The 24060-nt window shown below is 70.3% G+C and carries 13 protein-coding genes and 6 pseudogenes; 11 read left to right on the top strand and 8 right to left on the bottom strand.

What is annotated here, in order from left to right; genetic code table 11:
• The 3 genes from ABT171_RS17660 to ABT171_RS17650 all read right to left on the bottom strand — a co-directional run.
• Positions 1-260: endo-1,4-beta-xylanase (locus ABT171_RS17660; RefSeq protein ID WP_351244613.1), on the bottom strand; the 260-nt coding region annotated here is incomplete at its 3' end.
• Positions 261-335: 75 nt separating this feature from the next.
• Complete coding sequence (locus ABT171_RS17655) at positions 336-1475, bottom strand: ricin-type beta-trefoil lectin domain protein (RefSeq protein WP_351244611.1); 1140 nt, start codon at positions 1473-1475, stop codon at positions 336-338.
• 303 nt (positions 1476-1778) lie between these two features.
• Positions 1779-3323, bottom strand: a complete 1545-nt coding sequence (locus ABT171_RS17650; RefSeq protein WP_351244609.1) for an arabinofuranosidase catalytic domain-containing protein — start codon at positions 3321-3323, stop codon at positions 1779-1781.
• A gap of 1033 nt (positions 3324-4356) precedes the next feature.
• Between ABT171_RS17650 and ABT171_RS41920 the strand changes: the two are divergent.
• Both ABT171_RS41920 and ABT171_RS17645 read left to right on the top strand, forming a co-directional pair.
• Positions 4357-4485, top strand: a pseudogene (locus tag ABT171_RS41920) (LacI family DNA-binding transcriptional regulator); the annotation flags it as partial.
• A 93-nt stretch (positions 4486-4578) separates the two neighbouring features.
• Positions 4579-5400, top strand: a complete 822-nt coding sequence (locus tag ABT171_RS17645; protein ID WP_503075533.1) for a LacI family DNA-binding transcriptional regulator — start codon at positions 4579-4581, stop codon at positions 5398-5400.
• A 159-nt stretch (positions 5401-5559) separates the two neighbouring features.
• On the opposite strand, the pseudogene ABT171_RS17640 reads toward ABT171_RS17645, so the two are convergent.
• Positions 5560-5915 (bottom strand): annotated as a pseudogene (locus tag ABT171_RS17640) (LacI family DNA-binding transcriptional regulator); the annotation flags it as partial.
• 313 nt (positions 5916-6228) lie between these two features.
• On the opposite strand from ABT171_RS17640, the gene ABT171_RS17635 reads away from it, so the two are divergent.
• Positions 6229-7194 carry a glycoside hydrolase family 6 protein gene (locus ABT171_RS17635; protein ID WP_351244605.1) on the top strand — a complete coding sequence of 322 codons (966 nt, stop codon included), beginning with the start codon at positions 6229-6231 and terminating at the stop codon, positions 7192-7194.
• Between the two features lie 163 nt (positions 7195-7357).
• A pseudogene (locus tag ABT171_RS17630) lies at positions 7358-8631 on the top strand (glycoside hydrolase family 6 protein).
• 120 nt (positions 8632-8751) lie between these two features.
• On the opposite strand, the gene ABT171_RS17625 reads toward ABT171_RS17630, so the two are convergent.
• Positions 8752-10245 (bottom strand): RICIN domain-containing protein, encoded by a 1494-nt coding sequence (locus ABT171_RS17625; protein WP_351244603.1) that lies wholly within the window; start codon positions 10243-10245, stop codon positions 8752-8754.
• Between the two features lie 307 nt (positions 10246-10552).
• On the opposite strand from ABT171_RS17625, the gene ABT171_RS17620 reads away from it, so the two are divergent.
• The 3 genes and pseudogenes from ABT171_RS17620 (at position 10553) to ABT171_RS17610 (ending at position 15350) form a co-directional block, all read left to right on the top strand.
• A complete protein-coding gene (locus tag ABT171_RS17620; protein ID WP_351244601.1) occupies positions 10553-12502 on the top strand; it encodes a glycoside hydrolase family 97 protein in 1950 nt (649 codons plus the stop codon).
• Between the two features lie 231 nt (positions 12503-12733).
• Positions 12734-13390, top strand: a pseudogene (locus tag ABT171_RS17615) (right-handed parallel beta-helix repeat-containing protein); the annotation flags it as partial.
• Between the two features lie 418 nt (positions 13391-13808).
• Complete coding sequence (locus tag ABT171_RS17610) at positions 13809-15350, top strand: alpha-L-arabinofuranosidase B (protein ID WP_351244637.1); 1542 nt, start codon at positions 13809-13811, stop codon at positions 15348-15350.
• A gap of 135 nt (positions 15351-15485) precedes the next feature.
• On the opposite strand, the pseudogene ABT171_RS17605 reads toward ABT171_RS17610, so the two are convergent.
• Positions 15486-15824: pseudogene (locus tag ABT171_RS17605) on the bottom strand (right-handed parallel beta-helix repeat-containing protein); the annotation flags it as partial.
• A 211-nt stretch (positions 15825-16035) separates the two neighbouring features.
• Here ABT171_RS17605 and ABT171_RS17600 point away from each other — a divergent pair.
• From ABT171_RS17600 to ABT171_RS17590, 4 genes and pseudogenes are all read left to right on the top strand, one after another.
• Positions 16036-16149 (top strand): annotated as a pseudogene (locus ABT171_RS17600) (LPXTG cell wall anchor domain-containing protein); the annotation flags it as partial.
• A gap of 92 nt (positions 16150-16241) precedes the next feature.
• Entirely contained in the window at positions 16242-16733 is a 492-nt protein-coding gene (locus tag ABT171_RS41915) for a hypothetical protein (protein ID WP_503075512.1), read from the top strand.
• Complete coding sequence (locus ABT171_RS41910) at positions 16706-18178, top strand: hypothetical protein (RefSeq protein ID WP_503075511.1); 1473 nt, start codon at positions 16706-16708, stop codon at positions 18176-18178. Before ABT171_RS41915 ends, ABT171_RS41910 begins: the two co-directional genes overlap by 28 nt.
• Before the next feature lie 174 nt (positions 18179-18352).
• Complete coding sequence (locus tag ABT171_RS17590; RefSeq protein ID WP_351244599.1) at positions 18353-20122, top strand: sigma-70 family RNA polymerase sigma factor; 1770 nt, start codon at positions 18353-18355, stop codon at positions 20120-20122.
• 44 nt (positions 20123-20166) lie between these two features.
• On the opposite strand, the gene ABT171_RS17585 is transcribed toward ABT171_RS17590, so the two are convergent.
• Positions 20167-22011 carry an RICIN domain-containing protein gene (locus tag ABT171_RS17585; RefSeq protein WP_351244597.1) on the bottom strand — a complete coding sequence of 615 codons (1845 nt, stop codon included), beginning with the start codon at positions 22009-22011 and terminating at the stop codon, positions 20167-20169.
• 179 nt (positions 22012-22190) lie between these two features.
• Positions 22191-24041 (bottom strand): RICIN domain-containing protein, encoded by a 1851-nt coding sequence (locus ABT171_RS17580; protein WP_351244595.1) that lies wholly within the window; start codon positions 24039-24041, stop codon positions 22191-22193.
• Positions 24042-24060 lie beyond the last annotated feature (19 nt).

Raw genomic sequence — 24060 nt, 5'->3', positions numbered from 1 at the left:
CACTTCATCTCGTTCTCCGGGGTGATCATGTTGAACTCCCGGTCGAGAATCGCGGAGTACGCCGGGTCACCGAGCCTTCCGGCGGCCACGGCCGTGCCGAAGTAGCGGCCGCTGCCGGCGGCTGCCGAGCCCAGCGTGCCGGAGGCCGCATGTGCGGCGGGTGCCGCCGTCGCGGCCAGGGCCAGTACCGTACCGGCCGTCAGACCGGCGGTCGAGGCCATGAGCTTGCGGAGACGGGGCTCCTCGTCGAGCCAGGACATGAAGGATCACTCTCCTTGTGTGGGGGGTGGGACACCGGCGCGAGACATGCCGCGGTGGAGCCGGGTGTCACGGGCTCAGGAGACCGGCAGGGTGGTCCACTGCTGGTTGGCGCCGCCGATGCAGTCCCACAGGACCAGTTGCGTACCGTCGGCGGCGGATGCGCCGGGGTCGTCGAGACAGCGGCCGGAGGCCGGGTTGCGGTAACCGCCGTTGTACGCCTGCCACTGCTGGTTGCTGCCGCCGTTGCAGTCCCATATCTCGATCTTGGTGCCGTTGGCGGTACCGGCGCCCGTGGCGTCGAGGCACTTCCCGAGCGCCCGCAAGGTGCCGTCGGAGCGCGCGGACCAGAGCTGAGCGTCAGCGCCGTTGCAGGACCAGATCTGCGCGGCGGTCCCGTTGGCACTGCTGCCGCCGTTGACGTCCAGGCACTTCCCCGCGATTCCGGAGCGCACCAGTCCGCCGACGGGAACCGGCGGCTTGATCCAGCCTGCCGCATCCGCGGCCTGGATCCCGGCGTTGAAGGCCTCCGCCATCTTGCGGTAGCCCTCGTCGTTGGGGTGGAAGGGGTCGGACAGGTCCGCGGTGGTCAGCGCGCTCATGTCCACCAGGCGTACGTGTTTGCCGGCGGCCTGCTCGGCCTGGACGATCCCGGGGAGCTTGGCGTTGTACGCGGGCCGGTTGGCCTCCTCGGTGCCGCTGGTGGAGATGATCACGGTGCCGACGAGGACGGTGGCGTCGGGGGCGTCCTGGGTGATCCGGTCGATGAGCGCGCGGAGCCGGTCGGCGGCGGTCGCAGCCGGAGAGCCGCCGTTCAGATCGTTGGTGCCGATCTCCAGGGTGACCACGTTCGGCCGGTATCTGGCCAGCACGGAGTCTGCGATGCCGGCTATCTGGTCGATCCACCAGCCGGAGTGGCCTTCGTTGTCCGGGTCGGACATGGTGCCGTTGCGACCCGAGCCGACGAAGTCCAGGGCGTGTCCCTCGGCCGACAGCTGGTTCCACAGGAAGGCCCGGTAGCCGTTCCCCGACGAACTGCCGACGCCCCAGGTGATCGAGTCGCCCAACGGCATCAGCCGCAAGGGGGCGGGCGCGGCGGCGGCCCGCACGGCGGGGGGCGGCGCCCCGGTGCCGGTGGCGGCTGCCGCGGGCGGTGCACAGGCCATGCCGAGGGCGGCCGCCAGCGCCGCGGCCAAGGGCGCCAAGTACTTCTTCATCAGCGTTCCTCACTGGTACGGGACAGTGGGTGGGGGTGAACGAGCCCGCGAGCCGGTCGGCGCGGGTGAAGTCCTGCTCGGGTGCCGACGGTGTTCCGCGGGGCCATGGGCGCGCGCTGCCGAGCGTTCCCGATCGGGGCCTGCCGCACGATGTCGGGTGTACCGGCGGCCGGGGAGCCGCCCGGCAGCGCCGTGAGTTGCCGGGAGCCCGTCCGACCGCCGGGGGCCGGCACGCGGAAGCCCGCATCCGGTGGCGGGCGGCCCGTGGCCTGCGGTGGCCGACGACGGGCCGCGGCCTTCAGATCAGTTGAGGCTCCACTTCTGGTTGGATCCGCCGTTGCACGGCCACAGTTCGGCCGGTGCCCCGTTGGCCGTGGCGGCGCCGGTGACGTCGAGGCAGAGTCCGGACTGGGTGCCGGTGACGGTGCCGTCGGCGTTCAGCCGCCACTGCTGATTGGCGCCGCCGTTGCACGGCCAGGTCTCCACCTTGGTACCGGCGGAGGTCTGGTTGTCGTAGGCGTCCAGGCACATCTGGCTGCTGCCGCTGTAGACGGTCAGCTGGTCGGCGGCCGTGCGGGTCCAGGTCTGGTTGGCACCGCCGCTGCAGTCCCAGATCTGCAGCTGTGTGCCGGCCGTGGTGGAGGAGTTGGGCACGTCCAGGCACTTGCCCGCGCCCACCGCGTGCAGCGCGCCGGTGCTCGTCCCGCCGGAGGAGTTGCCGTATCCGGCCGCGGTGATGTTGGCCTGCACCGCGTTCTCGGTGGCGTCCGACGGGTAGCCGGAGGTCATCACGCCCTCGTAGAAGGTGCCTTGGGCGCCCTTGCTGTTGTCACCGCCGGTGCCCAGGATGATGGCACCCTGCTTCCGCATCGGGTTGTAACCGGCGACGTTGGGACGCGGTCCGTCGTAGAAGGTGGACAGGCCGCCGGACTGCGCGTTGCCGCCACGGATCGCCCAGTGGTTCGGCCCGCCCTTGATGATGGCGGTCGTGTACCGGTGGCTGATGGTCGGATCGTTGGCGTTGTAGTGCTGGTTGACCCCGGAGAACAGGCCGTTCTCCAGGTCGGCCATGATCCACGGACCGTTGCCCGAACCGTAGCCCCAGACCCGGATGTTGCCGAAGTAGATGGCCTCCATGGTGCCGTTGCCGTCGTCGTTGCTGTCCGTCTCGGCGTTGCCGTAGTCGAAGCAGCAGCCGCCGTTGTAGTGCGTGCCGTCGAGGATCGCGTACATGCCTTCGGGGCTGTCCCCGGTCGCGATGCCGTTGGTGTGGTTGTTGCGGTAGCCCGTGCCGGGCGCCACGAAAACGCCGTAGGCCTTGTGACCTCCCACCGTGGTGGGTGCGGCGGTCGCGTTCGCGAGGTTGTCGGGGCCGCCCGCGGCGCCGCCCCCGGGCGCCTGGGTGAGGTGGTTGCCGCGGCCGGACTGGTCGTAGATGACCGTGATGAGGCAGGTCGTCCCCGAACAGAACGCGTCCTGGGCGGCGGCGTCCGCGTACCCGCCCGCGCTCAGGACGCCGATGTTCCGGGTGGTGTTGTCCGAGGCACGCCGGACCTGGTAGAGCGGTCCGCTGTACGAGGCGTACAGCGCTCGCGTCGTGCTGTGCGCCGCCACACAGGGCGTGCCGCCGGCCGCGTAGATGTCGCACGGCCCGGACCCGGCGGCCCGAGCAGTGCCGGCCGTGGCCGTGGCGCCGACCAGGGTGCCGGCGACCAGCGCGACTGCGGCCCCGGCCCGGGCGAGCGCTTTCGACCTCTCCGGCCTGCCACGGTGCCGTAACGCCGCCAGGAGCCGTCGTACGCCACCGCGCCCGGACAGCGGGCGGCCGCTTGTGCGCATGGTTCCCATCTGATCTCCCCTGTGTGCCGGCGCGACCCAGTCGGGTGTCTTGGCGGCGCTGACGATCCGAAGCGCTTGAAGGTGCGTATGTGTGCGTGAGATTGCAGAGAGGTTTCGGGGGGAGACGGTCCTCCCGGGTCCACGGGGCTGTCAAGGGTTCGGAGCCCCTGCCGCGAAGGTTGTCGCGGAATCGATTCGACGGCTGATTCCTGTGGGTCGGACCTCGTCCGCACGCTCGAACAGATCCGGAGTGACAGCAGGCGGCAGGCGGTGTCCCTTCCCGCAGCGCAGGGGCGCCGCCTTCGCCTCACGGCACACCATTGACCCCGCACTCGGCCGGTCGCTAACCTTCCGTCGAAGCGCTTGCGTGGAACCGATTCGCCTGGCTCGGGGGCACTCGCTTGCGCTGCGGAACGCGCGACGGATCCGGCAGGCCGACACATCCGGCCCGCGGGGCCATGGCGTTCGGGCGTCCTGCGTCCGTCCGCGCGCACCGTGGTGCGCGGGGACCGTCCAGCAGCCGCCTGTGCCTGGACGCCTCCGGCCAGGGCACCGGCCCGTGACGTTCCTCATCGCCGCCGGCGGGCGGGTCCGCGGCCGGCCTCAGCAGGAGCCGGTGGTGTCGGCCACGCGCCGAACCCCGTCCCGGTCCGCACGCACATCGGCCCGCAGGAGGCGAGACCGCGGCTGATCGGTAGCCGACGGCGGCCGGCGCGACGACCGCGCGACACGAGACCGGTCACGGGCACCGTCGCCCCCCGGACCGGGGATGCGGCACCCGGCCCGTACGGTTCGCCGCCGAACCGGGTTGCCGACGATCCGCGTGCCGGCGCCGTTCCGGCGCAGGGGGATAAGAACCTCCGGACTGCGGCTGCCGCAGCCGGCAGTGCCGCGTCGGCCACGTCGGTCACGTCGGCCACATCGGTCGTGCCCCTGCCCGCCGAGTCCAGCCGATCCGGCGAACCGGTCCGGCGGCGGACCCGACGCCACCGCCACCCCCCTCAGTATCCTTGCGGCCGGAGCGTAGGTCTTGAGGAGCTGCATGAACATCGGGGAGATCGCTCGCCGCGCAGGAGTGTCACGCAGCACGGTGTCGTATGCGCTCAGCGGCAAACGCCCCGTAGCCGCCGGCACGCGCAGACGTATCCAAGACGTGATCAACGAATTGGGATATCACCCCAACGCGACCGCGAGGGCCCTCAAGGAAGGGCGCACCCGGACCATAGGTCTCGTCATCCCCCCGGCCGGCAAGAGGCTCACACACATGCAGCTGGACTTCGTCGCCAGCGTGGTCGACGCCGCCGCCCGGGTCGACCTGGACGTGCTGCTGTCCCCTTCCGGCGAGCACCACGACCGTTCCTTCGAGCGGTTGGTCTCGGAGCGCCGCGTGGACGGCGTCATTCTGATGGAGATCCGCCTGGAGGACCCTCGTGTGGGACGCCTGCAGGATGCCGGGCTGCCGTTCGTCGGCATCGGGCACACGGCCGGCGACCACCAGATGTCCTGGATCGACGTCGATTACTCCGGCCTGGTCCGGCACTGCGTGCGGCACCTCGCCGATCTCGGGCACCGCCGGGTGGCTCTGATCACGCGTTCCCCCGAACTCATCGCGGCCGGCTACGGCCCCGCGCACCGGGCCAGAGAGGGCTTCGAGGCGGCCGTGGCGGAACGCGGCCTCGACGGCGTCGAAGTGCCGTGCGGGGACGATGCCCGCTCCGGTCAGGAATGCGTCGAAGCGCTCCTGGGCAGCCATCCGGACGTCACCGCTGTCACCACCATCAACGAGGCCGCCCTGCCCGGCATCCAGCGCGCGCTGGCGGACGCCGGTCTCGAAGTGCCGTACGACTTCTCCCTCACCGGAGTGGCGGCCAAGACGTGGGCCGAGGACTTCCGTCCGCCGCTCACGGCAGCGGACGTACCGGCCCAGGACATGGGCGAGAAGGCCGTTTCCCTGCTGGTGGAACGCATCGCCGCGCCGGACACGCCGCCTCGGCACATCCTGCTGACACCGCCGATCTCGTTGCGCTCCAGCACCGCCGCCGTATCCGCCGGCGGGCCGGCACGGCCCAAGCGCGCGGCGCGCTGAGCCGGCGATGGCGGCAGCAGGGTGACGGTGCAGCCGTGCTCTGCGTCGGTACGGCGGACGGTCACCGAGGCGGCGTGCCGCTGACGGTCAACGCGGCGTCGGAGACGGTGGTGGGTCCGGCCACGGCGGCGCCGCCGTCGCGGGGACGCGCCGGACCTCCACCCGCCTGCGGCCCCGGGGAGAGGCGGCCAGGCACGCATCAGCTGCAGGTCGGCCTCCTCCAGAACGGCCGAGGCACCCACGATCACCCGGGCGAAGAACGGGTCCGCGAAGACCGACGGATCCTCCCCGCGACGACCAGGGCGGCCGCTCCCGTCCGGTGGGTGGCCGGCGCGCGTGCGGTCGGATCGGGCACGTAGGCGAAGCTGCCGGACGGCCCGTTCGACCGCCTCGCGTCTGGCGCGGCTGACGCGCGGGGCGTTGTTGAGGACGCGGGAGGCCACCGAGCGGGAGACGCCGGCGCGTTCGGCCACCTCGTCGAGCGTCGGCTGCCGACGTGACACATCCTCCGCCATGGACTCCGAGCATTCCCTCCCGGCTTCGCCGAAGGCGTCCCGCCCCGGCCCGACGGCTGGAAGCGCTTCCAGTCCGGGACTGTAGATCCTTTGCCCCCGTCCTGTGAAGTGCGGCTTGCGCAGCGGCTCTTGACAGCTTCACCAGGGCGCCACACGATACCGGCCACACCCCAAACGTTCCCAGCGCCTACAGGGAGCGCTTCCCATGGGAGCGCTCCCACCCGTACGTCGTCACCACCGCACTTCCTCAGCGCGTCGCACGCCCGGGACGAGAACACGCGGCGCGTCCCTGCCAGGAAACCGAGGTACAGTCATGCGCCGCAGACTCCGCGCCCTGATGGCAGCGTTCGTCGCTCTGCCGCTGGTGCTCGCCGTCGCACCGTCCGCCCACGCCGCCGACCCGACCACCATGACCAACGGGTTCTACGTGGACCCCGACTCCACCGCGAAGCGGTGGGTCGCCGCCAACCCCGGCGACGGCCGGGCGCCGGCGATCGCCTCCTCCATCGCCAACACCCCGATGGCCCACTGGTTCGGCTCCTGGAGCGGCACCATCGGCACCGCCACGGGCGCCTACGCGGGCGGGGCGGCCGCCCAGCACAAGCTGCCCCTCCTCGTCGCGTACAACATCTACAACCGCGACTACTGCGGCGGACACTCCGCCGGCGGGGCCGCCTCACCGTCCGCCTACGCGAGCTGGATCGCCCAGTTCGCCGGCGGTATCGCCGACCGCCCGGCCGTCGTCCTCCTGGAACCGGACTCCCTGGCGGACTACGGCTGCATGAACCAGGCCCAGATCAACGAACGCGAGAGCATGATCACCGGCGCCCTCACGCAGTTCAACCGCCAGGCCCCCAACACCTGGGTCTACCTCGACGCCGGCAACCCGCACTGGGCGAGCCCGGCGGCCATGGCCCAGCGCCTCCACGAAGCCGGTCTGCGACAGGCCCACGGCTTCTCGCTCAACATCTCCAACTACTACTCCACGGCCGAGAACATCGCCTACGGCAACGCCGTCAACAGCGAACTCGGCGCCCGCTACGGCTACACCAAGCCGTTCGTCGTGGACACCAGCCGCAACGGCAACGGCTCCGACGGCCAGTGGTGCAACCCCTCGGGACGCCGGATCGGCACGCCCAGCCAGACGGGGGGAGGCGCCGAGATGCTCCTGTGGATCAAGACACCCGGCGAGTCCGACGGCAACTGCGGCGTCGGAGCCGGCTCCTCGGCGGGACAGTTCCTCCCCGAGGTCGCCTACAAGATGATCTACGGCTACTGATCCCGGCCCCCGTGGCCTGCCACATCCCTGTCCCGCGACCGGGCCACGGGCACCGTACGCCGCAGCCCGGCCGGGTCCACCGCGCACCGCCTTCCGCACAGGCGGTCGGCAGCCCGCCCCGGTGGCAGACGCTCACTCATCCCTTCACCGCCCAGGAGCAGCCATGAACACACGCAGCCTACGGCGCCGCGCGGCCGCCGTCCTCGCGGCGCTCACCGTCTGCGCCGCCCTCACCTCGGAGCAGGCGCAGGCCGCACCCGCGCGGGACCCGATCACCCCGGCCACGAAGTTCTACGTGGATCCGTACAGCAAGGCCGCGAAGCAGGCCCTCGTCGACTTCGGGAACGGCGACATCGAGGACGCCGCGAACATGGCAGGACTCGCGAGCCGGCCGCAGGCCGAATGGTTCACCGAGGGCACGCCCGACCAGGTGCGCGTCAAGGTGCACCGGCTTGTCCGCCGGGCCCGGGCCGTCGACCGGACCCCCGTCCTGGTCGCCTACGACATACCCGGCCGGGACTGCTCGCAGTACTCCAGCGGCGGAGCCCCGTCCTCCGCCGCCTACCGCCGGTGGATCGACGCCTTCGCCGCAGGCATCGGCGACGACAGAGCGGCGGTCGTGGTCGAACCCGACGGCCTGGCCAACCTTCCCAGGGACTGCGGGCCCGCCACCGACCCGACCGGCGACTCACGGCCGCCCGCATCGCCGACCTCGCGTACGCCGTGAAGACCCTGAAGGCCCGGCCCCGCACCGCGGTCTACCTGGACGCCGGCAACGTACAGTGGCGGGCCGTCGGCGACATCGCCCAGCGGCTGCAGGACGCCGGGGTCCAGTACGGCGACGGCTTCGCCCTGAACGTGTCCAACAACCACCCCACCGACCACAACGCCAGATACGGCACCTGGATCGCCAAGTGCGTCTGGTTCGCCACCAGGGGCCCGGCGGAGGCACGCGGCCACGCCGACTGGTGCGCCAGCCAGTACTACTCGTCCGCCGCCCCCAACGACGGCGCCCCCGGCGACGCCGTCTCCCCCGCGGACCCCACCACCTGGCGGTGGACCGACGCCTGGTTCGACCAGCACGTGGGCACCCCGCCGGCCGGCGAACTGCACCACTTCGTGATCGACACCAGCCGCAACGGCCGGGGGGCCTGGACCCCGCCGCCGGGCAAGTACAGCGGGGACCCGGAGACCTGGTGCAACGCACCCGGCCGCGGTCTCGGCCCACGCCCGACCGCCGACACCGGCGTCCCGCTCGTCGACGCCTACCTGTGGATCAAGACCCCCGGTGAGTCCGACGGCAGCTGCACCCGCAACACCGGCGGCACGGTCGACCCGGAATACGGCATCGTCGACCCGCCCGCCGGCGCCTGGTGGCCCGACCAGGCCCACGCGCTGGCCCGCAACGCGGTACCGCGCCTGCCGTTCAACCGCTGAGCCCGGTCCGACACCTCCGTACGTGTCCGGCCACCGAGCCGTTTCCTCTCGTGATCGCCGGTCACCGGGCGGGCGTGGGCGGGCTTCGGATCGCTCGTGCCGGCCGCGTGCGAGTCTGCGTCAGGAAAGACTCCACTGCTGACTCGTCGCGCCGGTGCCCGATTCCTGGTCCACGGCCGCCCCGCTGGTGGTCGAGGCGCTCGTGACACCGATGTCCAGGTCGCTGCCCACGCCGGCGAGCATGTAGGTGCTGCCGGTGTAGCTGCCGACGAGGTCGAGGAACCATTCCTGGTTGGTCCCGCCGTTGCAGGTCCACTGCTCCAGTTGCAGGCCGGTGGCGGTCGACTGGTTCGGCACGTCCAGGCACAGGCCGCTCTTCACGCTCTTGAGCGTGTAGATGTTGTCCGCCACCCGCGTGAGCGTCCACCGCTGGTTGGCACCGCCGGTGGACGGCCACTGGATGATCTTGGCGCCGTTCGCCGTGGAGCCGCTCGACACGTCCATCGGCATGGAGCTGTTGACGTTCTTCAGGGTGTGGACACCCTCGGAGGGGATCCCGCTGTCTGCCGTCCAGGTTCCCGCTGCGGTGTCGAGTGACCAGGTGGGGTACTGACCGAGGTTCACCGTCGTTCCCCTGATGGTCAGGGGCAGCCAGATCAGTTTCGACGCGCCGAGGTCGGAGGTGTTCCAGCGGTCACCGGCGTAGATGTACGCGGTGCCGGTGGAGCCCTGGACGGTGATGACGTTCGCCGTCTGGCTGCCGTAGGTGTGGGTGCCGGGTGCGGCCAGGTCGCGGAACGACGACCAGGGGCCGCCCAGTGACGTGGCGGTGGCGTAGATGTTGTCGTTGAGGCCCCAGCCCGTCAGGTGTGAGCCGAAGACGTAGTAGGTGCCGCCCGCCTTGACCATGGCGGGCGCCTCGACGCTGCCGCTGCTGCCGCCGCTGCCGAGCACCGCCACGGCGCTGTCCACGGACAGGTAGTCGGCGGACAGCTTGTCGATGCGCAGGCCGTTGTTGCGGTCCTCGCTCAGCAGATAGGCGGTGCCGTCGGTGTCCTGGAACAGGCCGAGGTCACGGCTGAGGTTGCCCAGCGGCCGGAAGCTTCCCCGGTAGGTGTAGGGGCCGCAGGGGGTGCTGCTGGTCGCCACACCTACCTTGGCCTCGGCGTAGTTGGTGCTGTCGATGTGCATGTACATCACGTAGGTGCCGGTCGAGGCGTTGTAGATGACCTTGGGCCGCTCCACGACGCGGCTCGGCCCCAGGTCGCCGCTGCCCTGCCTGGCCAGGGCGACGCCCCGGTAGGTCCAGCTGGCCAGGTCGGTCGAGGTGTAGCAGGGGATGTCCTGGAACGACGTGTCCGACGACGTCTCGCCGGCCTTGTCCTCCCCGAAGCCGTACCAGGTGCCGCCCACCTTGACGATGCCCAGGCCGTGCAGTTGAAGGGCGTTCCCGTTCTGGTCGGTGCGTGCGGCGCCCGTGGTGAACGACACCACCGCCGCGTGCGCCTCGGTCGCCGGAAGCAGGAGCGCCGCGAGGGCTCCCAGCAGGGTCAGGAACGCGGCGGCTCTGCGCCGCCATCGGCCGGCGGGCGTCCGGGGAACTCCCTTGAACATGCGCGTCCCTCTCTGTCGAGGCTGACGATCCCTTGATGTCCGCGGAGACCCCATCAGAGTCGTGACATGTTCGGGACGTCAAGGACGGCGTTCGAATTTGTTTAAGCTTGACCGGCTCGCGGCACACCAGCCGGGCTCGCCCAGGTCACAAGTCACCCGGACTGTCCAGGATTTCGGACATGCGAGAGGAGAGATACGACGGGTTGACCTTTGATTCGGGGTGGGCGTAGAAACCTTGCGACCGTCAGAATCTGGTACTTGCTGGTTGAGTTTGTTGGAAACCCTATCCTCGCGAGGTGGACCGACCGTGAACGTGCCAGAGCCTCAGGAACCCTCCCGCCGCAGGGTGCTCAAGGGCGCGGCCGTCGCCGCCGCAACGGCCGCGCTGGGCATCGGCAGCACATATCCGGCCGAGGCCTCGGACGCCTCCGTCACCGCGACATCGCCCGACGGCACCACCGGCATCACCATGTCGCTGACGGGCGGCTCGCTCCAGTGGTCGGCCCGGCGCAAGGGCGCGACCGTCGTGGCCGGTTCGGCCATGGGCCTGCGGCTGAGCGACGGAACCACCCTCGGCACCGACGCCGTTCTGACGGACTACCAGCACTGGCACGCCGACCGCGCATGGAACCCGGTGTACGGCCGCAACGCGACCGTCTCGGACACCTACCAGGAGATGCGCTGGAACCTCCGGGACAACCGCACCTCCGTCAACTTCGGTGTCCAGATACGGGCCTACGCGACCGGCGTCGCGTTCCGCTACGTCCTGCTGGACCCGGGCACCGCCACCATCGCCGGCGAACTGACGACGTTCGTCTTCCCGGACGGCACACTCGTCTACAGCGCGCGGGACGAGGACGAGTACCACCCGGTCGCGCCCGGCTCCATCCCGCCCACCGGAACCTCCTCCACGGACACCGGCCCCCTGACCGACCTCCCCCTCACCGCGGCCTGCAGCGGCGGGCTCATCGCCTGCGTCTGCGAGTCGGCTCGCGTCAACTACCCCCGCATGATGCTCAGTTCGGTCTCCGGGCAGCCCCACACCCTCGCGGCGTACCTGATGCGGCACACCGCGCGCGGCTCCGGAACGGTCCAGACGACCTCCACCGTCAGGACGCCGTTCGCCACGCCCTGGCGCGCGGTGGTGATCGGCTCCACCCACGCCGAACTGGTCGACAACGCGGAGCTGGTACTCAACCTGGCCCCGGCCGGCGCCCTCGCCGACACGTCGTGGATCAAGCCGGGCAAGGTCTTCCGGTGCGGTCTGACCACCCAGGACGGGCTGGCGGGCGTCGACTTCGCCGTCGCCCGCGGCCTGCAGTACATCGAGTACGACTCGGGGTGGTACGGCCCGGAGCACACCTCGACCGACGCCACGCAGCCGATCTCCGCCATCGACCTGCCCACGGTGATCTCCCACGCCACCGGCAAGGGAATCGGCGTCATCCTCTACGTCAACCCCCTCGCCCTGAGCAGCCCGGACAGCCTGTTCGCCCGCTACCGGAGCTGGGGTGTCGCGGGCGTCAAGCTGGGCTTCGTCAACGACGGCACCCAGGCGATGACGAACCAGATCATCGCCTGGGTCAGGACAGCGGCCAGGTACAGGCTGCTGATCGACACGCACGACGACGTACGGCCGTTCGGCTACGAGCGGACCTACCCCCACTGGATCAGCCTGGAGGGCGTGCGGGGCAACGAGCACTTCCCGACCGCCACCCACAACGTCACCCTGCCCTTCACCCGCAACATCGGCGGGCCGATGGACTACACCATCTGCTACGGCCAGTCCCGCGACCGGACGACCGACGCCCACCAGATGGCGATGGCCGCCGTGTACTACCAGCCTCTGGCCTTCCTGTACTGGTACGACACCCCCTCGAAGTACTCCACGCCCTCCAACTGGCCCGGGCTGCCCTGGTTCGACGCCATCCCCACCGTCTGGGACCAGAGCCGGACCCTCGCCGGTTCGATCGGCGAGTACGTCGCCGTCGCCCGGCGCAGCGGCACCACCTGGTACCTGGGGGCGATGACCAACGAGACCGCCCGGACCCTCTCGATCCCGCTGCCCTTCCTCGGCAGCGGCTCCTACACCGCCACGGTCTACGCCGACGGGACACCGGGCAGCAGCCCGTACCGGACCCCCGTCGTCGTGAGCACTCAGAGCGTGACCTCGTCGACCACGCTGAGCGTCGCGATGGCGCCCGCGGGCGGGCAGGCGGTCGTCCTGAGGAGGGATGGGGAGGCACACCGCAGATGAGACCCGCCTACGCGGCCACGACGAACTTCTACGTCGACCCTGTCCATGGCAGTGACAGCAACTCGGGAACCAGCACCGCCACGGCGTTCAAGACCATCCAGGCCGCCAAGGCGGCGGTGCGGGCCGTCAACGCGAACATGTCCGACGACATCGTCGTGAACCTGCGCGGAGGCACCTACCCCCTCACCACCCCGATCACTTCGGCACCAGTGACTCGGGCACTCCACCGGGATGGAGGCGACGGACAACGGCTACCTCAACGGCCAGGGCGGCAACTACAACCTCTCGGCCGACACCTTCACGCAGATGGGCGCCACCGCCCTCGACCTGTCCCACGGCGTGCACGACAGCACCGTGACCGGCAACCTCGTCCATGACATCGCCAGCAACGGAATCATGGTCGACAAGTTCTCCGACCCGACGGTGGAGTTCCACACCGTCTACAACCCGCCCACCTCCCCGGCCGGTGAGGACGCCCGGGAGGTGGTCAAGAACGTCACCGTCAAGGACAACCTGATCACCCGGACCGGCGAGGACTACCTGGGCACCCCGGGCATCAACGCCGGCTTCGTCAACAGCACCACCATCGACCACAACGACATCTCCGACGCTCCGTCGGCCGGCATCTCGCTCGGCTGGGGCTGGCAGTCGGCGGCCAACGCCGAAGGCGACAACAGCGTCAGCCACGACCGGATCGGCAACGTGATGAACCGGCTCTGCGACTCCGCCGGTATCTGCCACCTGTCGAACGACCCGGGCACGGTCTTCGACGGCACCTACATCCACGACGTGATACGCATGCCGTCCGCCTGCACGTCCGCGGTCAGCGGCATCTACCTGGACGAGGGGTCGAACAACATGACCCTGTCGAGCAACGTTCTGTCCCACACCGACGGATTCATCAACCAGAACCACAACGGATCCAACGTCACGCTCACCAACAACAGGACCTCCGGCGACTCGGTGATCAAAGCTTCCGGCCCTGAGTCCGCCTACCGGGGGCTGGCGGCGAAGCTCAACCTCGCCTACGGCAAGCCGGCGTCCTCCTCCTTTGTGAGCAGTTCCGCCTGGGGGCGGCCAAAGCCAACGACAACGACAGTGCCACCGGCTGGTCGTCCAACCAGGCCTGGACGATCCAGTGACCGGGTGACCCGACACGCCGGCGGATCCGCTCGCCCGGATGCATCAGCTCGCCCTCGGTCTCCTCTCAACCCGCCCCTGCCATCAGTCCACCGCGAACCCGGAGGGGCACGGCTTGCCGTCCCCGCATCGACGAACAAGGGAGTTTGTTGTGCTTGCGCTGCTCATGCTTCGACGACTGCGCCGGGGGGTGGTTGTCTGCCTGGCCGCGGTGGCGCTCGTCTTCGCCGGCCTTGGCGCCTTCAGCGGCGCTGCGCAGGCCGCCACGCAGGGACCCTGCGACATTTACGCGGCGGGCGGCACGCCGTGCGTGGCCGCGCACAGCACCACCCGGGCGCTGTTCGCCTCCTACAACGGCCCGCTCTACCAGGTGCAGCGGGCGTCGGACAACACGGTGCAGAACATCGGGGTACGGTCCGCCGGAGGTGTCGCCGACGCAGCGGCCCAGGACTCGTTCTGCGCGGGCACCACCTGCACCATCACCCGTGTCTACGACCAGACCGGCGGCGGCAACACCCTGGTCTACCAGGGACCCGGCGGGACCGGCGGCGCCGACACGGCGGCCACCGCGACCACCGAGGCGCTCAGCGTGGGCGGCCAGAAGGCCTACGCGCTGTACATCAACCCCGGCAACAGCTACTTCGCATACAACTCCACCGGGGGTGTCCCGGCCGGCAGCTCGCCCGAGGGCGCATACATGGTCACCAGCGGCACGCACGTCAACAACAGCTGCTGCTTCGACTACGGCAACACCGAGATCGACCACAAGGCCGACGGCAACGGCGCCATGGACGCGATCAACTTCGGCACGGAATGCTGGTTCGGCGGCTGCAGCGGGACCGGGCCGTGGGTGCAGGCGGACCTGGAGAACGGCCTGTTCTCCGGCGGCAGCACGACGTGGAACCCCAACCAGGTCTCCCAGACCAGCCGCTTCGTCACCGCGATGCTCAAGAACAACGGCACCACCCACATGGCACTCAAGGGCGCCAACGCCCAGTCAGGGAGCCTGACCCAGCTCTACAGCGGCGCACTGCCCACCGGGTACAACCCGATGCACAAGCAGGGCGCCATCATCCTCGGCAGCGGCGGCGACTGCTGCCAGACCAACCGCAACGCGAGCGCGGGCACCTTCTACGAGGGCGCCGTGGTCAAGGGCTACCCCTCCGACGCCACCGACGCCGCGGTCCAGGCCGACATCGCCGCGGCCGGCTACAGCACCCACACCACCAACCCCTTCACCCCGGGCGCGAAGGTGTCGCTGCAGGCCACCACCTCCTGCTGCACCAGCGACTACCTGCAGCACGACACCGGCGACGACAAGGTCGTGATCGCGCCGGTGACCTCCAGCAGTTCCGCCACCGACAAGGGCAACGCCACCTGGATCGTCCGCGCCGGTCTGGCCGACAGCAGCTGCGTCTCCTTCGAGTCGGCCGACACACCCGGCCGCTACCTCAGGCACTACGCGTTCCAGCTCCACCTCCAGCCCCCTGCCGGCACCGGCCAGTTCGCCGCCGACGCCACCTTCTGCCCCAAGCAGGGAAACAGCGGCACGGGTTACTCCCTGCAGTCCTTCAACTACCCGGCCAGGTACATCCGCCACTACCGCTTCACCGGCTACATCGCGAGCAACGGCGGTACCAACGCCTGGGACACGTCGTCGTCGTGGGCCCAGGACACCAGTTGGCTCACCGCACCTGCCTGGAGCTGACGAGCATCCGGCACGCGCAGCCACCCGGCCCGGCCGGGTGGCTGCGCGAGGCCAGCCGGTGACGCGGTGGAAGGTGTAGTAGTACAGCGTGTGCTTCGTCTTGTCGAAGTAGAACTCGCCCGGCTGGTCCAGGAATTCATACGCGTTCATGAGCGTGTGGCTGCCGCTGCCGGCGTTGAACCTGCCGTTCGGCGGGCCCTGGGCGATGGCCGCACCCGGCTCCTGGAACAGGGCCACGCGGTGGGCGCCGTCCGGGCTGGTGGTGATCTGCCGGACCCCCACGATGGCCGTGGTCCAGGTCGTCGCCGACTTGATCTCGACGTCGTCCTGGTGGGAGGCGACGGCGGGCAGGTCGGAGAGGCTGTACTTGGCTCCGTCGCACTGCGAACCCGACTCCCAGGCCCAGGGGGCCTGGCCGGCCGTCACGGTGTAGGTCCCGTAGCATCCGGCCGAGTCGACCGTCTTGGAGGCCATCTGGGCGCGCTTGCCGTTGACGTACAGCGCGCGGAGCTTGTCGTCGCGGTTGAGCGTGGCCTTCCAGATGTTCCCGCTGTGCTGGGTCCAGCCGGTCACCTGAACGCCTCCGTCCAGCACCGGCTTCTCGTTCTGGTAGGCGGCGTACACGACACGGTGGCCGGCCACCGCATCGGCCTCCCCCACCGCGGGGGGCGGCCTCGCCGCCACCGGCTCCGGGGAGAGCGTCGGGTGGACGGCCGCCGCGGGCGTCACCGCCTTCGCCGGCGGCCTGCTCTTCCTGCGCCGCCGCGACCGGGGGCACCACAGCTCCTCCAGGAACTGAAGAACTTCTCCGGGTTTCTGAGATTCCGGTGGCCGGCCACCGGTCTTCAGGTCCGTAAGGATCACCAGCACTTCAGGAAGCACCCTGACTCGATGAAGCGATCTTGGCACCTCGTCCTGGCGTCGGCTCTCGTCGCGGGAGCCGTCACACCGGTGGTTGCGGCGGGCAGCGCAGTCGCCGCAGACGGCGACATCACCTCGGCCGTCCTGGCGAACCGTAATGTCGTCCTGACCGGCGACGCGGTCGTGCGCGTCCCGCAGGGAACCCACACGTACACCGGCGTGATCAGCGGTGAGGGAACCCTTCGCGTGTCCGGCACCGGCACGCTGGTCCTCGCCAAGGACAGCACCTTCACCCTGCCCCGCTCCCGGCAGCACCAGAAGGTCCGGATCCCGGGCGGCAACCATCCGTACGTCGTGGCCGGCAGTCCCGACCAGCCCGCGGTCACCGTGGACGCGGGGGCGACCCTCCAGTACGGCACCGGCGGTACGACCGGCCTGATCGGGTCCTTCCCGTACCACACGCCCGGTTACCGGCAGAACCAGGACAATTCCGGGTGGACGGCACACTGCGCCTGTCGCTGACCCGCCTGTTCAACCTGGGCGTCATCAGCGGCTCCGGCCTGGTCACCCAGCCCCGGAACATGTGGGGAACGCTCCAGATCTGCGGCACCAACCAGTTCTCCGGCGTCTTCGACAACGGCACGGGCGCCAACTTCGCGAGCACCACCTGTGCCGCCTACCTGCCCCACGCCCGCTCCGTCGTCAACCGCGGTTCATGGATCATCGACACCCCGCTCAACCACACTGTCGTACAGCGGCAGAACTTCTACAGCCACGAGTACGGCAACGACGTCAACGTGCACTCCCGCCCGGGCAGCAAGGTGATCCTCACCGGCGTCTACAGCTGGAGTGACAGCGGCGACGGGGCGACGCCCTCGCTGAGCGACCCGGGACTGAACTGGCGGCCCGTGGCCCACAAACTCAACAAGCGCGGCACCAACATCGAGGGCGCCGACGTCCAGTGGGGCGACGGGACCACACACCAGATCTTCATGCCCGGCACGGCGCAGACGGTCTACATCAACCTGCACGCCAGACGACAGCGCTCCCGGCTCACCTTCGACTACAACGGACCGGTGACCCTGGGCGCGCCCATCGGCGGCGGCATGTATCACGACACGCTCAGCGCTCCCGGCGCCGGGGACGTCGTCATCGCCGGCACCAGCGGCAACGATGTGACCTTCGCAGCAGCGCAGTACTACGACGGATCCACCACCATCGACAGGAACGCGACCCTCCGTCTCGGCTCCGGGACCGCGGGCGGCGACGGAAGCCTCCACACCGGCGGAGCCCTCGACAAAGTGATCGACAACGGTTCACTCGTGCTCCGCAACACCAGGACACCCACCTCCCTCCCGACGGTGACCGGTGCCGGATCGGTGACGCAGAGCGGAGCCGCGGCCACCACCGTCACCAGCGCCGCCTACACCGGCGCCACCACCGTGACCAAAGGCAGTCTGATCGTCTCCGGGACCTCTCTGCGGACATCTCACGCGGTCGCTCTGACCGGTCCCTCGGCCGTCCTGGACCTCAGCAGGGCACGCGACACGACCCTGCGCAGGCTACGGGTCATCAAAGGCGCGGAGATCCTTCTTCCCCGGAACTCCCCCGAGTTGACCGTGGGTTCGACGACCGCAACAGTCTCCGGTACCCGTCTCGCCATCGGCGGGGCACGCTTCTCCGTGAGCCGGGGTGACGCCCACACCGTGCTCACCGCTCTCACGTCCACCACGACCGCACACCCGTCCTCCGCCGCGACCGGACCGGCGCCGTCCCCCGCCGGAACCGGCCGAGCGGCCACGCCCCCGGGCTCCTCCACCGGCACCATGGCGGACACCGGCAGCAACGTCGGTGCTCTGAGGACCGTCACAGGACTGGCGGGCGTCGTTCTCGCCGGTGTCGCCGCGGCCTTCGTCTTCGTACGCAGCCGCTCGCGCCGGCGTACGGCCCCGCGTCACTCCCGCTGATCCCCGGCCGCCGCGGATTCCACCGGCCCGCCCATGGCTGTCAGCGCCCGTCTCCTACGATGGCATCGCTGCCACGGTGCCTGTGATACCGACGGCGGTTACCCGAGGGCCCCGCAACCTGACCGGTCGACGTGAGCGGGGCCTCGTACCCGCGGCAGGCCGAAGGGAGACCCGATGCCAAGGCATGCCGAGCCCGCGGCCGACGTGATCGCGGCGGCTCGGGCCGGCGAACGCGGCGCCCTGGAAGAGCTCAGCTCCCGGACGCTTCCGCTGGTCTACAGCGTCGCGGCGCGTGCGCACCCGTACCGCGACGACGTCGACGACATCGTCCAGGAGACGATGGTGCGCATCCTGCGCGGCATCGGGGGGCTGGAGCGCCCGGAGGCGTTCCGGTCCTGGGTGGTCACCATCACCGTGAACGAGGTCCGCGACCACATCCGCCGGCGCGGCAGGAGGGAGACGACGGGGGCGGCGTTCGACGCGGCTGAGCACCGGCCCGACCCGGCCGCCGACTTCGCCGAGGGCGTCATCCTCGACCTGCGGCTGTCCGGGCAGCGCGAGGAGACCGTGCGCGCGACCCGTTGGCTCGACGAGGACGACCGGGAACTGCTGTCACTGTGGTGGCTGGAGACGGCCGGCCGGCTCGCCCGGGCCGAGCTCGCATCCGCTCTGGACATGACGAGCCATCAAGCGGCCGTACGGGTGCAACGCATGAAGGAGCGCCTGCACACCTCCCGCGTCATCGTCCGAGCCCTCGCGGCCAGGCCCGCATGCGGGGAACTGACCCGGCTGACCCTGGACTGGAACGGGGCCCCCAGCGGCCTGTGGCGCAAACGCCTCGGCCGTCATGTGCGGCAGTGCCCGCGGTGCGTGCGTCACGAGGAAGGCATGCTGGCCCCGGAAGGGCTACTGGCGCCCCTGGCCCTCCTGCCCCTGCCGGCGGCACTGCTGGCCTGGCGCCCGTGGCTGTCCGCGGGAACGCACGCCGCGGCGGCCGGCCATGCCGGCACCGCGGCCACTTCAGGCGGCGGGGGTTCCGCGACGGCGGGGACCGCAGGGACGAGCCTCACCGCGAAGGCCGTGGTGGCGGCGAGTGCGCTGCTCGCCGTGGGCGGTGGCGTGCTCGGGTACGCGGCCCCATGGTCCAGCCCGTCGGCGCGTCCGGCCACCGCCCGGACGGCTGCCGGCCCGGCACCCACGCCCTCGCCCACCGCGTCCGCGGCACCGTCGCGGCCGGCACCGGTGCTGGGCTCGGCCGTCTCGCGTCCCTCGCCCCGCCCCCTGCCAGGGCCGCGGTACGGGTCGGTGGTCGACACCGTGGACAGCGCGCCGCCGCCGGACCGGCCGCCCGCGGCATTGCCCCACCGCCCGCAGACCACAGTGACGATGACGGGGCTCAAGAGGCACCTGGACGGCTACCAGCTCGTCCACCGCGGGGACACGGTGGTACTGCGCGGGAAGGGCTACTTCACCGTCCACTGGGACGTGATGTACGGGCTGCGCCCCGGGCTGCTGACCATGCCCTCATGGACCGGACTCCGAGGAAGGCTGTTCCACGTGGCCTCGGGCGGCGGCCACCGCATGGACGACCACCGGCCGGGCGCGACCGCCGGCGGCCCCTGGATGGGCGACAGGCAGCAGGGGCTGATCACCCTGCCGCCGGGAGCCCAGCAGATGTGGCAGAACGAGTACTACTACCTCGACGGCAGCGTCACACTCCACCTCAACGAAACCCAGGCCGACTACAACCTCGACGTCCTGCCCTCCTCCTGGCAGGAGACGGCCGACGGCATCGCCACTCCCCCGACCCCGCACTCCGCCGACCGCGAACGGTACGGACTCGTGCGCGACACCGGCCGCGACGACGCCCCCGTACCGCAGTACACCACCCGCTCCACGCCGGCCGACGCGGGCACCGTGCCCCAGCACTCCGTCGTGTCCTGACCTCGGGTGGCTGCCCTCTGGCAGCCCCCGTGCCAAGCGACGGGTCAGGCGATGCCCATGAGGCGCCAGATCTGGTTCTTCTTGGTGCTCAGTGCGCTCGCGGGGTCGCAGGTCCACTGATGGATCTTGGCTCCGGCCGTTTTCGCGACACCGCTGACATCGACACACTTGCCGCTGTGAACCGCGATCAGCTGGTAGTCCTGGCTGATGCCGGGGGCGGTGACGGGCTTGAGGGCGAACATCTGGTTGGTGGCACCGTTGCAGGTGTACTGGATGACGGCGGCGCCGTCGGCGGTGGAAGCGCCGGAGACATCAAGGCACTTGCCGCTGAGCTCGTTGACGACGGTGTAGGTGTCGGTGCGTCCGGCGACCGGCTTGAGGTCGAGCATCTGCTGGTAGCCGCCCTCGCAGTAGTACTGCTGGTACTGGGTGCCGTTGGCGGTGCTGAGGTTGGTGTCGTCCAGGCACTGGAAGCTGTTCTCGCTGAGGGCGACCGTGGAGATGGTTGTGTCGGTCGGCGGGAGGAGGGTGATGGTGTAGCCGTCCGTGGCGTTGGTGTAGGGAAGGGTCACCGAGGCGGCGTTGTCGCTGACGGTCAGGTCGGTGTCGGAGACGGTGGTGGGTCCGGCGACGCCGTTGCTGTTGGGGACGCGCTGGATGACGGCGCGGACCCGGCCGTTCTCTACCACCGAGGTGGTGTCGAGCCGGTTGAGGGTGACCGTGACGTTACCGGTGTTGCCGTTGCTGCCTATGAGGATCTTGGCGTTCCTGGCGGTGTTGTCCTTGGTGGCGAAGCCGTCGGTGCCGGTGCCGGGGACGAGTTTGACGACGTTGCCCGTCTGGGAGCCGTAGTAGCGGTACATGAACCACTCGCCGCGCGGCAGGTACTGGCCGGCGCTGTTCTTGGTGAGCAGGTTGGCCTCGTAGTCGTGCAGTGCGGTGCCCGACCCCCAGTTGCCGCGCAGGCCGTCGGCGCCGGCCCGCTCCAGGCGGCTGATGTACCAGGCGCCGCCGCCGGGGCTCTGCTGGGCGCGCCTGGCGTATTCGTTGATCTGGTACGGCCGGTGGTTGGTGAGGCCGTAGGTGGCGAGCAGGCTGTCCATGGCGCGCGCGTCGGCGACGGGGTCACCGTCCTCGGCGTGCCAGCTCCAGATGTCGGGGACGGCGTTGTTGGCCTTGACGTAGGGCAGGAACGCCTGCCACCAGGTGTTGTTCTCGGGGTTCTGGGAGTAGCTGGGGCCGACGATGAGCTGGCCGGGGAAGTCGGCGCGGACGGCGGCGTGGAAGCGGGACCACATCTGGAGGTACTGGCTCTCCGGCCGCGGCCAGAACCCCTGGCCGTTGGGCTCGTTCCAGAGGTCCCACTGGACCGTCATGTTGTTGGCCTTGACGTCGGCGAAGAGCTGGTGGACGAAGTCGTCGAACCGGGTCCAGTCGCCGTTGTCACCGGGGAAGGGCTGGGTGGTGGTGCTGTCGGAGCCCCACAGGTCGTGCGGGAGGAGGATGAAGGTGCCGCCGAGCGCCTTGGTGCGCTTGTACTGGGCGAGGGTGGCGTTCCAGCGGGTCTGGTAGGCGGCGAGGCTGGTGCCGTAGCCGCCGCTGTTGAGCTGGGCGCCGCCGGCCCGCTCGAACTTCCACTTGATGTCCTTGTAGAAGTGGTCCTGCGGCAGCGAGCCGTCGGGGGTCATCCCGTACAGGGTGCCCGAGGCGCGGTGGGCCGGGGCGCCCCCGGCGGTGGCGAAGTCGACGGTGACGCTGCTGTCCGCGGCCTGCGACGGGCCGGCGGGCACCAGGGTCGTGGCCAGCGCGGCCAGGAGGACGGCGACCGCCGAGGCGGCTCGGCGTCCGGTGCGGGTGGCGGGCCTGGGAGGTGTCCAGGGCGATTTCATGGTGCGGCTCCTGCGTGAGCGGGGAGGAGGGGTTCCGGGGCTGTGGCACGGCGGACGGTTCATCGGTCGGCCCGGCACGGGGCTGCCCCGCCGGCAGCGGGCCGAAGGCCGTCCGCCATGTCACCGGTCGGCCCGGGCGGGTCTCCCTTTCACGCGGGGAGCCCCCGCCCGGGGACGGGTCAGCGCATGCCCTGGAGGCGCCAGATCTGGTTCCTCTTGTTGTTCAGCGCGCTCGCCGGGTCGCAGGTCCACTGGTGGATCGCCGCGCCGGGTGCGGTCGAGACCCCGCTGACGTCGACGCACTTGCCGCTGTGCACCGCGACCAGCTGGTAGTCCTTGCTGTTGCCGAGCGCGGTCACCGGGTTCAGGGTGAACATCTGGTTCGTGGTGCCGCTACAGGTCCACTGGATGACAGCCGCACCCTCGGCGGTGGAGGCACCCGAGACGTCCAGGCACTTGCCGCTGTGCTCATCCACGATCGTGTAGGTGTTCGCCCGTCCGGCGACCGGCTTGAAGTCCAGCATCTGCTGGTAGCCGCCCTCGCAGTAGTACTGCTGGTACTGCGTGCCGTCGGCGGCGGAGAGGTTGGTGTCGTCCAGGCACTGACCACTGTGCTCGGCCACCGCGACGGTGGAGACGGTCGTGTTCGACGGCGGCAGCAGCGTGACCGTGTAGCCGTCGGCGGCGTCCGTCCACGGCACGGTCACCGAAGCGGAGTTCCCGCTCACGGTCAGGGTCTGGTCCGAGACCGTCACCGGACCCGTCACCGCCCCGCCGCCGTTGTTCGGTATGCGCTGGACGATCGCGCGCACCCGGCTGTTCTCCACCACCGACGTGGTGTCGAGGCGGTTGAGGTCGACGGTGACGTTGCCGGTGTTGCCGTTGCTGCCCAGCAGGATCTTCGCGTTCCGCGCGGAGTTGTCCTTCGTCGCCAGCCCGTCGGTGTTCGTACCGGGCGTGAGGTTCACGATGTTTCCGGTCTGAGAGCCGTAGTACCGGTACAGGAACCACTCGCCCTTCGGCAGGTACTGACTGCCGGTCTTGGTGAGCAGGTTCGCCTCGAAGTCGTGCAGGCCTGCGCCCCACGCCCAGTTGGCGCGCAGGCCGTCCGCTCCGGCGCGCTCCAGACGGGAGATGTACCAGCCGCCGCGGCCGGGGTTCTGCTCGTCGCTGGCGGCGTACTCGTTGATCTGGAAGGGGCGGCTCGTCGTCATCGACCGTGCCGAGAGAAGGGACTTGAGGGAGTTGCTGTGGGCGACCGGGTCTCCGGGGAGGTCGTGCCAGCTGTAGATGTCCGGCGCGACGTTGTTCGCCTTCACGTAGTCGAGGTACGTGGTCCACCAGCCGTTGTCCACCGTGGGGTGGCCGCAGGTGCTCGCGCCGACGACGACCGCGCCGGGTATGGCGGCCCGGATCTTCTGGTAGGCGCGCTTCCACATCTCCAGGTACTGGGGCATGCCGGAACCCCAGAAGCCGGGGCAGTCGGGCTCGTTCCAGATGTCCCACTCGATGTCGGTCATGCCCGCGGCCTTCACGTCGCTGAGAAGGCGGTTGTAGAAGGCGTCGAAGCTGGACCAGTCGCCGTTGTCACCGGGGAAGGTGGGCTTGGTCGTGCCGTCGGCGCCCCAGAGGTCGTGCGGCAGGATGACGAAGGTGCCGCCGAGCGCCTTGGTGCGCTTGTACTGGGCCAGGGTGGCGTTCCACCGGCGGTCGTACTTGCCGGCGACCCAGCCGCCCGGGCTGTCCAGCTGGGCGCCGCCGGCCCGCTCCAGCTTCCACTTGATGTCCTTGTAGAAGTGGTCCTGGGGCAGCGAGCCGTCCTCGGTCATCCCGTAGAGGGTGCCCGAGGCGTGGTAGGCGGGGGCGCCCCCGGCGGCGGAGAAGTCGACGGCGACGGTGGTGTCGGCGGCCTGTGACGAAGCGGCGGGCACCAGGGTCGCGGCCAGGGTGGCCAGGAGGACGGCCGCGGACGAGACGGCTCGGCGTCGGGTGCGGCGTGCGGGTCCGGGCGGTGCGGAGAGCGACTTCATGGTGCGACTCCTAAAGGGT

The sequence above is a fragment of the Streptomyces sp. NPDC001851 genome, assembly GCF_040297165.1.
Lineage (GTDB): Bacteria > Actinomycetota > Actinomycetes > Streptomycetales > Streptomycetaceae > Streptomyces.
The sequence above is the reverse complement of the archived record's forward strand: the minus strand, read 5'-3'. Positions and strand labels throughout refer to the sequence as shown.